At 32.7% G+C, this 13756-nt stretch carries 13 protein-coding genes; all 13 read right to left on the reverse strand.

Features of this window, described 5'->3' with window-relative positions; genetic code table 11:
- Nucleotides 1-14: 14 nt before the first annotated feature.
- Nucleotides 15-1148, reverse strand: coding sequence for a 3,4-dihydroxy-2-butanone-4-phosphate synthase (gene ribB, locus AAGV33_RS03310; protein ID WP_373390525.1), 1134 nt, complete (start codon nucleotides 1146-1148; stop codon nucleotides 15-17).
- Nucleotides 1135-2607: an LptF/LptG family permease gene (locus tag AAGV33_RS03315; protein ID WP_373390526.1), complete on the reverse strand. Its 1473-nt coding sequence runs from the start codon at nucleotides 2605-2607 to the stop codon at nucleotides 1135-1137. Before AAGV33_RS03315 ends, ribB begins: the two co-directional genes overlap by 14 nt.
- An 8-nt stretch (nucleotides 2608-2615) precedes the next feature.
- Nucleotides 2616-3257, reverse strand: a complete 642-nt coding sequence (locus tag AAGV33_RS03320) for an outer membrane lipoprotein periplasmic chaperone LolA1 (RefSeq protein WP_373390527.1) — start codon at nucleotides 3255-3257, stop codon at nucleotides 2616-2618.
- A gap of 4 nt (nucleotides 3258-3261) precedes the next feature.
- The gene (locus AAGV33_RS03325; RefSeq protein ID WP_373390528.1) at nucleotides 3262-5691 is read right to left on the reverse strand and encodes a DNA translocase FtsK; all 2430 of its coding nucleotides are present in this window, start codon (nucleotides 5689-5691) and stop codon (nucleotides 3262-3264) included.
- A 20-nt stretch (nucleotides 5692-5711) separates the two neighbouring features.
- The gene (locus AAGV33_RS03330) at nucleotides 5712-6086 is read right to left on the reverse strand and encodes a diacylglycerol kinase (RefSeq protein WP_373390529.1); all 375 of its coding nucleotides are present in this window, start codon (nucleotides 6084-6086) and stop codon (nucleotides 5712-5714) included.
- Nucleotides 6087-6096: 10 nt separating this feature from the next.
- Nucleotides 6097-6594: a thiol peroxidase gene (gene tpx / locus AAGV33_RS03335; RefSeq protein WP_373390530.1), complete on the reverse strand. Its 498-nt coding sequence runs from the start codon at nucleotides 6592-6594 to the stop codon at nucleotides 6097-6099.
- Between the two features lie 183 nt (nucleotides 6595-6777).
- Entirely contained in the window at nucleotides 6778-7035 is a 258-nt protein-coding gene (locus tag AAGV33_RS03340) for a DUF6952 family protein (protein WP_161644780.1), read from the reverse strand.
- Nucleotides 7036-7093: 58 nt separating this feature from the next.
- Entirely contained in the window at nucleotides 7094-7402 is a 309-nt protein-coding gene (locus tag AAGV33_RS03345; protein ID WP_071186001.1) for a thioredoxin family protein, read from the reverse strand.
- Between the two features lie 156 nt (nucleotides 7403-7558).
- Nucleotides 7559-8197: a peroxiredoxin gene (locus tag AAGV33_RS03350; RefSeq protein ID WP_373390531.1), complete on the reverse strand. Its 639-nt coding sequence runs from the start codon at nucleotides 8195-8197 to the stop codon at nucleotides 7559-7561.
- Between the two features lie 134 nt (nucleotides 8198-8331).
- Nucleotides 8332-9927: a glycoside hydrolase family 3 protein gene (locus AAGV33_RS03355; protein WP_373390532.1), complete on the reverse strand. Its 1596-nt coding sequence runs from the start codon at nucleotides 9925-9927 to the stop codon at nucleotides 8332-8334.
- A gap of 26 nt (nucleotides 9928-9953) precedes the next feature.
- Nucleotides 9954-10778 (reverse strand): KilA-N domain-containing protein, encoded by an 825-nt coding sequence (locus tag AAGV33_RS03360; protein ID WP_373390533.1) that lies wholly within the window; start codon nucleotides 10776-10778, stop codon nucleotides 9954-9956.
- A gap of 55 nt (nucleotides 10779-10833) precedes the next feature.
- A complete protein-coding gene (locus AAGV33_RS03365; protein ID WP_373390534.1) occupies nucleotides 10834-12093 on the reverse strand; it encodes an MFS transporter in 1260 nt (419 codons plus the stop codon).
- Entirely contained in the window at nucleotides 12080-13729 is a 1650-nt protein-coding gene (locus AAGV33_RS03370) for a glycoside hydrolase family 10 protein (protein ID WP_373390535.1), read from the reverse strand. The genes AAGV33_RS03365 and AAGV33_RS03370 overlap by 14 nt, the downstream gene beginning before the upstream one ends.
- Between the last annotated feature and the right edge of the window lie 27 nt (nucleotides 13730-13756).

Consider the following 13756-nt stretch of genomic DNA (forward strand, 5'->3'; position numbering starts at 1 on the left):
TTTTAAAATAGGAACTAATAGTTTACATAATCAGTTATTTCTAGGCCATAACCAATCATTCCTACACGTTTGGTTTGAGCAGTATTGGATACTAATCGGATTTTTGAAATATCAATGTCGTGTAATATTTGCGCGCCAATTCCGTAATCTTTAGTATCAATTACTACTTTAGGAGCTTTCATTGTTCCTTCGGCTTGAAGTGATTTCAATTCGGTGATACGATTCAGTAGGTTTACAGCCGACATATCTTGGTTGATGAATATAACTGCCCCGCGACCATTTTCATTAATTATTTTAAACATGGAATCTAATTGTTGATCGACATTATTAGTCAATGTTCCCAACAAATCATTATTTACCTGAGAAGAGTGGATTCGGGTTAAGATAGGCTCTCCTAAATTCCAAGTCCCTTTGGTTAAAGCAATATGGATTTGTTTGTTTGTTATTTGCTCGTAAGCTCTTAAACGAAAAGTTCCAAAACGAGTATTGATATCAAAATCTTCTTTTTTAACAATGATACTATCATGTTGCATTCTATAAGCAACAAGCGCTTCTATAGAAACTACTTTGATATCGAATTTTTTAGCAATTTTAACTAACTGAGGCAAGCGTGCCATCGACCCATCTTCGTTCATTACTTCTACAATAACACCAGCGGGTTTAAAACCAGCTAATCTTGCAAAGTCTATCGCTGCTTCAGTATGCCCCGTTCTTCTTAACACACCACCTTCTTTTGCAATTAAAGGAAAAATGTGTCCTGGTCTGGCTAAATCATGTGGTTTTGTAGCAGGATCTGTTAATGCTAAAATAGTTTCGGCTCTATCTGAAGCAGAAATTCCTGTTGTAACTCCTTTTCCTCTTAAATCGACAGAAACGGTAAATGCAGTTTCCATCGGATCTGTATTATTGCCCACCATAACGTGAAGTCCTAATTCTTTACAACGGCTTTCAGTTAAAGGAGCACAAATTAATCCGCGACCGTGTGTAGCCATAAAATTGATCATTTCGGGAGTTGCTTTTTCGGCAGCTGCTAAAAAATCACCTTCATTTTCTCTATTTTCATCATCAACAACTAAGATTATTTTTCCTTGGCGGATATCTTCGATTGCTTCTTCAATTGTATTTAATTGTATTTTATCTTTGACCATTATCGGTTATTTTTTTCTTGTTAACTATAAGTTTTTGTATTAATTTTTGGAGTGGTGCTAGTACAGCATCCATGTTAATCAAACCAATGTCATTTGTGGCTCTATACGTCAGTAAAATGGCTAATGGTGTTAATATGATAGAGGACATCCAAGCTCCTAAAAATGGAGTAATTCCGTTTTCTTGTGCAAATCTTTTTCCAAAAGTATTGATGAAATGAAAGGTAATAAAAATCAATACTGCAAAAATAATAGGAAGTCCAAGTCCTCCTTTTCGAATGATGGCTCCAAGTGGTGCTCCAATAAAAAACATCATAAAACAAGCATAAGCAATGACAAATTTATCATATAATGCTAATAAATGACTGTTGATGTTTTTTTGCTTTGCTTTTAAGTTGGTTCTGCTACCATCAATACTGTAACCAATACTACTCAGGTTAGTACTGGCTATCTTTAAAATTTCTGCTTTTTTGTGTTTATCAAATAATGACAAAATATCAGAAGGAAGTGCTTTTCTTTTTTGAACTAACTCTTTATTGCCAATATCATTAAAAGTCCTATTTTCGATAATGGTTCTTAAATTGATATTTTCAGAGTAAGAATCAATTTCGGTTTTATAATTTTTTTGTAATGAATCTAAGGTATAATTCAGTTCATTTACAGTTAACATGGAATTGGAATTGGTTACTTGTTCATCATCTACATCCACATTGTTGAGTTGGGATAAATCAATATTTATTCGATATTTTTTAAACGAACTCTTAGCAAATGGAAGTTTTTTTCTATCCGTATATTTTTTAGGAGTAATGTCTTCGTAATAATTACCATTATTTAAAACAAGTTGTAAAATACTAGATTGTTCGCTACTTATTAATTCGCCATTTTTTGCTTTTATTACGGTTTTACTTCCATCACTATTGATTGATTTTTTGTGGATTGTAATTCCGTCTAATTTGTTTCCGTTTTCGCCTGATTTTTTATTGACTTTAATGTTGTAGAACCCTACATCACTAAATTGGCCTTCAGTAATTGCCATTGCTGGTTTAAGTTGGGCAATGTTTTTTCGAAAATTAATGAATTTATATTCGGCAAAAGGAATTACATTGTTTGCAAAAAAGAAAGCAATGATGCTCAAGACTACAATAAAAACGGTAAGACTTCGCATGGCTCTTTGTAAAGAAATCCCTGAAGATTTCATTGCAGCAAACTCGTAGTTCTCAGCCAGATTACCAAAAGTCATGATGGATGATAGTAAAATAGAGAGAGGAAGTACCAACGGAATAATTCGCGGCATTGAAAAGAGTAAAAACTTGATGATTAAAGGAAAGTCTAAATCTTTTCCAGCTAGTTCAGCAATAAAAAGCCAAATCGTTTGAAGTATGAATATAAAAAACAAGATTAGAAATACCGTAGTAAATGTAATCAAGAATGTTTTTAATAAGTATTTGTCGAGAATTTTCACGTAATGAATTAATCTAATTTATTGATGTAGTAATTTGGATATTTACTAGCTACAAAGGTAAATTGATTTTTTGACAAAGGTTGATTGGTTTTAAAAGAATTAACGGTCAAAGTAGTTTTTGTTCCTTTTTTTCCTGTTTCAATCAAGTTGTAAATGTGTTTGGTTTGTACATCAATACCTAACAAGATTTCTTTTCTTTGATCTTTTGGATTTGTAGGGATCAATTTGATGTATTGTATTTTTCGACCTCTAACATTTTGTAAAATATTCATCGAATATTTGTAACCACTGTTAAAAAACGTTAGCATTTTTGATGGTGTAATTGCGCTATCGTCATTTTCATCTACAGTTGATATGTTTATTTCTTCATCTTCAGGAACAATAGTATAGGTTTTCTTACCGTCAAAAATCTTAGTCATACCCATGAAATTTAGAACATATTGATTTCCTTTTAAGGTTACATTTCCTTTGCTGTCTTGATTGATGTTTTCTTTACTGTTATTAAGTGAATATTTAAAATCGATTACAATATTATTATAACTTTTTACTTTAGCGGTAACTTCATCTAAAAGGCTTTTAGCTTTTTTGTCTTGCGCTTGAGTAGAAAAGCAAATTAATAAGATAAATGCAATTTGGATAATCTTTTTCATTGTATTAGTTGTTTTCTTCATTATTAAAAAATTGATCCAGAGCATGCATGTCTAGAATGTTTACGCTGCGGGCTTTACTTCCTTCAAAAGGACCAACAATTCCAGCGGCTTCTAATTGATCAATTAATCGACCAGCTCTATTGTATCCTAATTTTAGTTTTCGCTGTAACAAAGAGGCCGAGCCTTGTTGTGCGTTGACTATAATTTCGGCAGCTTCTCTAAACAATGTATCTCTGTCGGAGATATCCATATCAAGATTGATGCCATTTTCCTCACCCACATATTCTGGAAGCAGGTAAGCGGTAGCATACGCTTTTTGAGATCCAATAAAATCAGTAATTTTTTCTACCTCGGGAGTATCGATAAAAGCACATTGTACACGAACTACATCATTACCATTAGTGTATAATAAATCTCCTCTACCAATTAATTGATCAGCTCCTTGTGTATCCAAAATCGTTCTGGAATCAATTTTAGAAGTTACCCTAAAAGCAATTCTGGCAGGGAAATTGGCTTTAATTAAACCTGTAATTACATTTACCGAAGGTCTTTGAGTTGCAATAATTAAGTGAATACCAATGGCTCGGGCTAACTGCGCCAAACGTGCAATAGGAACTTCGACTTCTTTTCCTGCAGTCATAATCAAATCGGCAAATTCGTCAACTACTAATATGATGTAGGGCAAAAATCGGTGTCCGTTTTCAGGATTTAATTTTCGTGATTTGAATTTGTCATTGTATTCTTTTATGTTTCGAACCATTGCATCTTTTAATAAAGTATAACGGTTGTCCATTTCCACACAAAGTGAATTTAAAGTATTGACAACTTTTGCATTATCAGTAATAATGGCATCTTCGGTGTCCGGTAATTTGGCTAAATAATGTCTTTCAATCTTGTTGAAAAGCGTAAGTTCCACTTTTTTCGGGTCAACTAAAACAAATTTTACTTCAGCTGGATGTTTTTTGTATAAAAGTGAAGTCAAAACCGCATTCAATCCAACCGATTTTCCTTGTCCAGTTGCACCAGCCATCAATAAGTGAGGCATTTTTGCCAAATCAACAACAAAAGTTTCATTAGAAATGGTTTTTCCAAGAGCAATTGGTAATTCCATTTCAGCTTCTTGAAATTTAGCCGAACCAATAACCGATTTCATCGAAACCATAGTAGGATTCTTGTTTGGAACTTCAATACCAATAGTTCCTTTTCCTGGAATAGGTGCAATGATACGAATTCCAAGTGCCGAAAGCGAAAGCGCAATATCGTCTTCTAAACTTTTAATTTTAGAAATTCGAATTCCTGCTTCAGGAACAATTTCGTATAAAGTTACCGAAGGTCCTACTGTCGCTTTAATTTGGGCAATTTCAATTTTATAATTGCGAAGTGTATCTACAATTCGGTTTTTATTTTCTTCTAATTCTTCTTGATTTATGGTAATTCCACCCGTAGAATACTCTTTTAATAAGTCAATTGTTGGGAATTTATAATTCGATAAGTCTAATGTTGGGTCAAATAATCCAAAATCAGAAACTAGTCTTGCGGCCAGATTTTCTTCTATTACTTCTTCTTCGGCAGTAGTTTCAATTACAAAATCATCATTGACAGCTACAACTGGAAGTGGCTTTTCAACTGGAATTGGTTTAGGAACAGGATTCAAATCAATTTCAGAGGAATGACTAATTGTTGGCTTAAGTGATTCTTTATTAATTTCGAATTGAGATACTTTTGGCTTTGAATTTTTTTCTAATTCAGATTCTTCTGTTATAGCAAATTCTTCTAAGTTATATGCACTGGAAGTAGAGGTAGCATCGTTGTTTTCTACAGGAATAATTGCTTTTTTGTTGCTTTCAAAAAAAGATTGAATCTTTTCAGGAGATAATTTCATTTTGAAAATAACATAAATAATCAGTCCGAAGATTAATACTAACAGCGTACCTGTTTTTCCAATGTAATCTTGAAATAAGATATTTAATTCGTAACCAATAATTCCGCCTAATTCAGGTAGGGAAGTGGCAAAAAAACCGAATAAAACCGATAAATTAATCATAACAAATAAATCCCAAAACCAAATGTTTTTTAGTTTTCGGTTCGAAATGCCTAATATTAAAAAGATTCCAGTTAAAAATAATAAGCGAACAAATAGGAAAGAAGCCAGTCCAAAGCCTTTATAAACAATTAAATCAGCCAGGAAAGCACCAAACTTTCCTAGCCAATTTTTTACAGTTTCTGTTCTGTCAGTTAATTCTAAAACAGCACTTTGGTCTTCTTGCCCATAAACATAGAAAGAAACAAAAGCAACTAATAAAGCAATAGAAAATAGGACTAAAAGGCAGCCTAAAATTGTTTTATGCTGTTTAGACATTTCCCATGATTTGAAAACTTTAGGGTTTGGATTATTTTTCGAATCTAAAGTCTCTTTTTTTGTTGTTTTTGCCATTCTATAGTGTAACTAAACCTCTAAATAAAGTGAGGTACGTATATGATTAAACCAATAATTATTGCCGTAATTGCTGAGAAAAATACTGCTCCAGCAGCAATGTCTTTTATAAAACCAATTCTTTCATGATAATCTGGATGAATAAAATCGGCTACTTTTTCTATTGCAGTATTCAATCCTTCAATACTCAATACTAAACCGATAGCTAAAGTTTGAAAAAGCCATTCGGTAGTAGTAATTCCTATAACAAATCCAGCCACAGTTAATATAACTGCTAATGACGTTTGAACCATTATACTGTGTTCCGTAGTGATCAGCTTGATACAGCCTTTTAGAGCGTAGCTAACACTTTTTAATCGTCCGGTAAGAAAGGTATTGTCTTTTTGAAATGCCATCAATAAGAAATTAAAGTACTGCTAAGGCAGCATCGTAATTAGGCTCGTTAGCAATTTCAGCAACTTGTTCAGTATGTAAAATTGTTCCATCAGCATCAGTAACAATTAATACTCTTGAATGCAATCCTGCTAAAGGTCCATCAACGATTTCTAATCCGTTTGCTTTACCAAAACTTCCTTCTTGAAAATCAGATAAGTTAACTACATTTTCGATTCCTTCTGCTCCACAAAAACGTTTTTGAGCAAATGGTAAATCTCTTGAAATACATAAAACAGCAGTATTTTCTAATTTGGCAGCAGCCTCATTGAATTTTCTTACTGATGTAGCACATGTTCCAGTGTCAACACTTGGAAAGATATTTAAAACTAATTTTTTACCTGAGAAAGTGCTTAATGAAGCTACTGATAAATCGTTTTGTACTAATTTAAAATCAGCAAGTTTTGAACCTACTTTTGGTAATTCTCCTGCAGTGTTTATTGGATTTCCTCCTAATGTAATTGAAGCCATAATTATTTTTTTTAATGAGCCTCAAAAGTATGAAAATTATTTAAGAATTAGGATTTCTGATTTAAGATTTTAAATCATTGAAGAATCATTTTTAATGCAATGTTTCTTTTAGAAAGAGCATTAAATGCAAAAAAATGCAACTGATTGAGATGCATTTTACTTGCGATTTTTATATAAAAAGTATTATTTATCGATAGAGCCCAAAACTCTTTTCATAAAAGTATTCAGTGCTTCTTTTTTATCAGTTCCATTTTGAACTAGTTTATGTACTTCAAGTGCGCCGTACATATTCGAAATTAATTCGCCAATAACATCTAATTCTTCATCCTTAAGTGAAGAAATCTCAGTCATTGCTTCTAGTACTTCTATAGTTTCGATGATATAATCCTGGTCGTTTTCTTCGATAAACTGAGTTAATTGTTTTATTACGGGTAGTTTCATAAAGTTAGAAGTTAGAGGTTGGAAGTCAGAAGTCAGAAGTTTTCACCTCTATTATTTATTAAACGATTTCGTTAACCAATTCGATTAAGACTTCTTGCTTGTTCGTTTGTGTTTCGTTTACCAATTTCCCATTTACAAAAGTGGCAAAAGTTGGTAAGTTACTTACATTAGCTAATTTTCTGGATTCTGGAAAATTTTCAGCATCAACTAATGCAAAAGTGATGGATTCATTTTCGGTAGCTAGTTTTTTGAATTTTGGTTTCATAATACGACAATTGCCACACCATGATGCCGAAAATTGAACCACTACTTTTTCATTTTCATTAACTAGATTAGCTAATGTATCTTCGTTTAATTCGATTAACATATTTTTTAATTTAAATTCCAATAATTTAAATTCCAAATTCCAAATCTTACGATTGAACTTAGTAAATTTTAATTTTTAGAATGTTAGTGATTCTTTTAGAAAAAATTCCAAATCCCAAAATTGGAATTTGGAATTTTAAAAATTTGAAATTTATTTTTAGTTAGCGCTCAAGTAAGCAGCAGTACTGTTTCTGTCAGCTGACATTGCTTCTTTTCCAGCTTCCCAGTTTGCAGGACAAACTTCACCTTTTACTTGAATGTGTGTGTAAGCATCAACCATACGCAAGTATTCGTTTACGTTACGACCTAATGGCATATCGTTAACACTTTCGTGGAAAATCTTTCCAGTTTCGTCAATTAGGTAAGTAGCTCTAAAAGTTACGTTTGAACCTTCAACGATAACTGAGTCTGTTTCTTCGCTGTATTCTGTAGAATCGATATCTAAAATTCCTAAAATGTTAGATAAGTTTCTGTTTGTGTCAGCCAAAAGTGGGTAAGTAACTCCTTCAATTCCACCATTGTTTTTTGCAGTGTTTAACCATGCAAAGTGTACTTCGTTAGTATCACAAGAAGCACCAATTACAATTGTATTTCTTTTTTCAAATTCTGGCAAAGCAGCTTGAAAAGCGTGTAATTCAGTTGGACAAACAAAAGTAAAATCTTTTGGATACCAAAATAAAAGTACTTTTTTATTCTTGTTTACTGCTTCTTCAAAGATGTTGATTTTTAAATTATCACCCATTTCAGAAATGGCGTCAACTGCAATGCTTGGGAATTTTTTTCCTACTAAAGACATAGTATTTATTTTTAAAGTTATTATTTGTTGGTGCAAAAATAAGCCTTAAAAAAGGTTTATGGTAATAGTAGTTGATTATTAATATTTATTTAATAATAGTGTTTGGTTATAGTTAACAAAATTGATACTTTAAATTATTGAATGTCAATTAATACGGGTAATTTTCCGCTACATTCATAATTGAATAAAAATTGATTTGCAGCCACAATTTGAAATTCGCTAAAATCCTGATACGCCTGAATAAGTCTTGAAGCCTTGTTTAAATTAGGAATTAAAGGCAAAACATAGGGGTTTCCAAAAACATAAACGATACATTTTTTGGTAGCCAATAGTTTTTCTAATAATTCAAAGATAATAGCATCAATTTCAAATTTATTCAGCGGTTTTGCTTTTGGAACAAACAATGAAATAATTAGATAATCAAAAGATTCTAATTCTTTTTCGAAAGCTAAAATATCAAAATTCACTATTGATTCAATTGCAAATTGTGGTGATTGCAACGAAGAATGAATGGTTTTTGAAAAATCATTTGCTACATTTTTGTATAAAGATAATTGTGCTACTTTTTGTTCTTGATTTGCTTTTTGAATGGTTTCAAAATCAACAGTATCAATCATTTTTGTAATGCTATATTTGGCAATTTCAGCATTTAACACTGCGGCTTTTTCGAAATTTAATTCGGTATTATTGTTTTCTGGTTGGAATAAACCAACTTTTTCTTTGCATTTCCAAATTCGATTAAAACTTTCGTCAATGCGTTTCGCAGAAGCATTTTCTAAAATAGCCTGAATGCCTTCGGGAACATTTTCGGCAAAACACAATACATCATTTCCAGCATTAAAAGCTTCCCATTCCAGTTGGCCTTTAATGTTGTATAATTTAGAAACACTGTGCATGTTCAAAGCGTCTGAAATGACCAAACCATCATAACCCAATTGCTCTCTTAAAAGTGTTTGGATAATATTTTTAGACAAGGTTGCCGAAGTGTCTTTTCCTTCGTTCAAAGCTGGAACAGCCAAATGTCCTATCATAATCGAATCGACATTATTTTCAATTCCTTTGATAAACGGATGCAATTCGTTCCCTAATAATTGTTCTAGGTTTTCTTCTAAAATAGGCAATCCTAAATGCGAATCGACATTGGTATTTCCGTGACCTGGAAAATGTTTTAGACAGCCTAAAACGCCAGTATCATTCATTCCGCGTAAATATTCTAATGCAAAATTGGCAACTTTATTTTTGTCTTCGCCAAAAGAACGATAACCAATAACTGGATTATTTGGATTATTATTGATATCAGCCAAAGGAGCCAAATTATAATGAATTCCCGCTGATTTTAAGTCTAATGCTATTTGCTTTCCAACTTCGTAAACCAATCCTTTTTGTTCTTCTGGTAAAACACCAAGCGTAATGGCATAAGGATATTGTGGTGTTTTTTCGACACGCATAGCTAAACCCCATTCGGCGTCAATACTCATCAAAAGTGGAGTAGAAGCACATTTTTGATAACGGACAATTAATTCTTTCAATCGAAGGTAACTGTCATCGTTGAATTCAATTTTTTTCTTCGATTCGTAATTTGTCGCAGCACTAGCACGACTGTGAAAAAAAGTCAATCCACCAATATTGTATTTTTTAATTAGTGCTTCGGTTGCCTGGATATTTTCTTCATTGTCATTGATAAAAACAGCTGGAAAAAAGAATTGTCCTATTTTTTGTTCTAATGTCATTGTTTAGAATTTGGCATTGGTAAAAATTATTTCAATTTACTTAATGCGTTGGTATTGATAAGGGATTTCATTTGGCTAATAGCAATTTCATTCAATTTTATTAACCGTTCTTGTTGTATTATTTCTTGTTGTATGAGCATAGCATTGATACTCTCAAGATTTGATAATACGACTAATTGTTCGATTGTAGCCATATCTCTAATATTTCCTTTCTCGTTTGGATTTTCGGTGCGCCACTCTTTAGCTGTTTTACCAAATAGTGCTACATTAAGTATATCGGCTTCATCAGCATAAATAAAATTCTTTTGGTTTGTTGATAAACTTAACGGAATTAGATTTTCTTTTATAGCATCAGTATGTATTCTATAATTGATTTTAGAAATGGTTCGTTGTAAATTCCATTCAAGTTTTTTACTGCTATTTTCTTCTTCCTTTAGACGTTGAAACTCTTTAATGATGTACAGTTTGAATTCAATAGAAATCCAAGAAGCAAATTCAAAAGCAATATCTTTATAGGCATAAGTCCCTCCATATCGTCCAGATTTAGATATTATTCCAATGGCATTTGTAGATTCAATCCATTTTTTCGCAGTCATTGTAAAACTATTCAAGCCTGCTTGTTTTCTAAACCCGTCGAATTCGACGGGTTTAAAATTAGGATTATTTAGAATTTCCCAATAGCCTAAAAGTTCTATCGTGTTTCTGTTTCGTAACCAGTTTTTTATAATATCATCAATATGTTCTGGATCTTTATGCCTAGCAATGTCAGTAATGCAAATATAATCTTGCTCTGAATTTGAAAGTATATTGATTTCGCTTCCTTTTACTTCTATTTTATTTGATTTAGCCATACTATTTCTATTTTATATTTTTAATTCCATCGAATCTGATGGAATTAAAAAGACATTATTCAACCTTCTTCCCAAAATCCTTTGGAAAAATCAAAAATCGGGATAAAATAATTCCTGGAATAGTAGCCAAGAAAACCCAAATAAAGAAGTTACCATATCCTAAATATTCCTGAATGTATCCGCTCAGCATTCCCGGAAGCATCATTCCGAGTGCCATAAAACCTGTTGCAATAGAGTAGTGGGATGTTTTTGATTCGCCTTCGGCAACATAAATTAAATACATCATAAAAGCAGCAAAACCAAATCCATAACCAAATTGTTCCAGAATAACGACTACATAAATATAATAAACCGAAGCGGGATGAAAATGAGCTAACAAGACAAAACCAAGAATTGGCAAATGCATAATCAAAATCATAGGTAACATCCATTTTCCTAAACCTTGTTTAGAAATAGCAATTCCACCTAATATTCCGCCTACAGTAAGGGCAATTAATCCGAAAGTTCCATATATGATTCCTACGTCTTCCGTTTCTAATCCCATTCCGCCAACAGCTGTTTTATCGACTAAAAAAGGAGTCAGCATTTTAAGCAATTGTGATTCTCCTAAACGAAATAAAAGGATGAAGGCAAGGATTAATCCAATTTGTTTCTTTTTGAAAAAACTGGCAAAAACAGTAGCGAAATTTTTCTCTTCGGTTTCTCCTATTTTAATTGGTAATTCAGTTTTTGGAGTAGCAAAATAGTTGTAAACCGTTAAAAATGACATTACCAATCCAACCAAAATCATGGTGTAGGACCAAGCTTTTTGATTATCGCCGTATAAATGTTCTAAATAACCCGCAAAAAGAATGATTAATCCATTTCCAGTCAACATCGATGCTCTGTAAAAAGTGCTTCGAATTCCTAAAAAGAACGATTGTTGGTCTTTGGTTAACGCCAATAAATAAAAACCATCACTGGCTACATCATTCGAAGCAGAAGCAAAGGCAGCAACCCAAAAAATAGCCAAACTCATCATGAAAAAATGGCTTGTTGGGATAATAAATCCAACAATTAGAAATGCTATGGAAATGAATAATTGCATACTCAAAAACCATTTTCTTTTGGTGCCATGCAAGTCAATAAACGGACTCCATAAGGGTTTAATAACCCAAGGCAAGTACAATAAACTGGTGTAAAAACCAATGTCTTCATTGCTGATACCAAGGTTTTTGTACATCAAAACCGAAACAGAAATGATGATTACATACGGAAAACCCGATGCAAAATTTAATAAGGGAATCCAATACCAGGGTGTATTATCTGCTTTCATTGGTACTTAGGTTTTGGTTGTTTGCTTTCAGTAAAGTAGCCTGACTTTCATTTCCAAAATAATCCACAAATGTTAATGCACAGTTATTGTGCTTTTCCAGATATAGTTTTGGAATACTGATAGCAATACTGTCTTTGGTTTCTTTGAAAGCAATTTTATCAATAATCTGGCTTGGATCATTAATATTAATCAGGTTTTTGTTAGTCGTGCCATAAACCATTACATAACGAATTTTACTTTGGGTTGGAAAACGGAGTGTAATTTCGGTATTCTCACTTTGGTTATTGATGTTAGTTACATTAGGTGTATCCTTAACTTCTTGTCTCGAATTAGGAACAACATATGGTAAGGCTGGATAGCGGTATTGATTTTCTTGGAGCAATTGGGTTACTGCTTTGTTTTTGTTTATAAACCATTTGGCACTAAAAAAAGCATTTCCGTTAATGTTATCATAGCGACGAGTTAAATCAATTTGGTTTGGAATTTCGTTTGGATTAGACCATTTTTTATCCGAATCATTATTGATTTTATACGTTCCGTTTCCAATATAAAGCGCCACATTTTTTGTGTTTTCCGACCACCATTTTGATAATTTAGCATAAGAAGCCGTTTTGTGTTCGATACTCCAATACAATTGTGGCAAAAGGTAATCAATATAGCCGCCTTCCATCCACGCCATTGGATCGGCATACAAATCGTCATAATTAGTTTGTCCAGCCTGTGTGTCCGAACCTCTTGGATCTACAGATTTATTTCTCCAAACTCCAAACGGACTGATGCCAAATTGAACCCAAGGTTTTAGTTTTTTGATAGCAGCATTAGTGTTTTTCAAATAAACATTGACGTTATCACGACGCCAATCTTCCACGCTCATGCCTTTTCCATATTTTCTAAAAGAGGCATAATCATTAAATTCTTCGCCTTTTATTCTGTACGGATAAAAATAATCATCAAAATGAATGGCATCAATGTCGTATTTCGTAACTACTTCGTCAACGATATTAATTAAATGCGTTTGCACTTCTGGAAGTGCAGGATTGTAATAGTATTTTACACCGTGTTTGATCATCCATTCTGGATGTTTGATCACATCATGAGTTCTGCTTAATGCAGTAGTATTCAAATCCATCGTTGCTCGGTAAGGATTCAACCAAGCATGAAATTCAAAACCACGATCGTGGGCTTGTGTAATCATCCAGTCCAAAGGATCGTAAAAAGGATAAGGCGCCAGTCCTTGTTTTCCAGTTAAATATTTAGACCAAGGTGCTAAATTTGTAGGATACATAGCATCGCCTGCACTACGAATTTGGACAATAACTACATTGTAATTCAGTTTTTTATAGGTATCTAAAATTTCAATAAAATCGGCTTTTTGTTTTTCTACAGCATCGGTATTGCTTATTGGCCAGTCAATATTTGCCACTGTTGCAATCCAAACGGCTCTGAATTCATTTTTAGGATTTGAGGTTTTTAATTGTGCTTGGCTGTAGCCAAAAGACAGTAGAAAGACAGAAACAAATAAGAAGATTGGATTTTTAGGATTCATTGAATGATGGATTTTATTGCTACCAAAAATAGTTTTTTTAGTGAAGTTTCCGAGATAAATCAGCATTAATTTTCTCGATGCTATTGGCATCACAATTTTTTTGCCAAAATCGAAACG

Origin of the sequence: Flavobacterium magnesitis, from assembly GCF_041729735.1 — a bacterium.
GTDB lineage: Bacteria > Bacteroidota > Bacteroidia > Flavobacteriales > Flavobacteriaceae > Flavobacterium > Flavobacterium magnesitis.

Excerpts from the sequence above, each read along its gene's own strand:
- ribB (WP_373390525.1), bottom strand. The coding sequence starts at position 1,148 with ATGGTCAAAGATAAAATACAATTAAATACAATTGAAGAAGCAATCGAA.
- AAGV33_RS03360 (WP_373390533.1), bottom strand. The coding sequence starts at position 10,778 with ATGGCTAAATCAAATAAAATAGAAGTAAAAGGAAGCGAAATCAATATA.
- AAGV33_RS03340 (WP_161644780.1), bottom strand. The coding sequence starts at position 7,035 with ATGAAACTACCCGTAATAAAACAATTAACTCAGTTTATCGAAGAAAAC.
- tpx (WP_373390530.1), bottom strand. The coding sequence starts at position 6,594 with ATGGCTTCAATTACATTAGGAGGAAATCCAATAAACACTGCAGGAGAA.
- AAGV33_RS03320 (WP_373390527.1), bottom strand. The coding sequence starts at position 3,257 with ATGAAAAAGATTATCCAAATTGCATTTATCTTATTAATTTGCTTTTCT.
- AAGV33_RS03345 (WP_071186001.1), bottom strand. The coding sequence starts at position 7,402 with ATGTTAATCGAATTAAACGAAGATACATTAGCTAATCTAGTTAATGAA.
- AAGV33_RS03365 (WP_373390534.1), bottom strand. The coding sequence starts at position 12,093 with ATGAAAGCAGATAATACACCCTGGTATTGGATTCCCTTATTAAATTTT.
- AAGV33_RS03355 (WP_373390532.1), bottom strand. The coding sequence starts at position 9,927 with ATGACATTAGAACAAAAAATAGGACAATTCTTTTTTCCAGCTGTTTTT.
- AAGV33_RS03350 (WP_373390531.1), bottom strand. The coding sequence starts at position 8,197 with ATGTCTTTAGTAGGAAAAAAATTCCCAAGCATTGCAGTTGACGCCATT.
- AAGV33_RS03370 (WP_373390535.1), bottom strand. The coding sequence starts at position 13,729 with ATGCCAATAGCATCGAGAAAATTAATGCTGATTTATCTCGGAAACTTC.
- AAGV33_RS03325 (WP_373390528.1), bottom strand. The coding sequence starts at position 5,691 with ATGGCAAAAACAACAAAAAAAGAGACTTTAGATTCGAAAAATAATCCA.
- AAGV33_RS03330 (WP_373390529.1), bottom strand. The coding sequence starts at position 6,086 with ATGGCATTTCAAAAAGACAATACCTTTCTTACCGGACGATTAAAAAGT.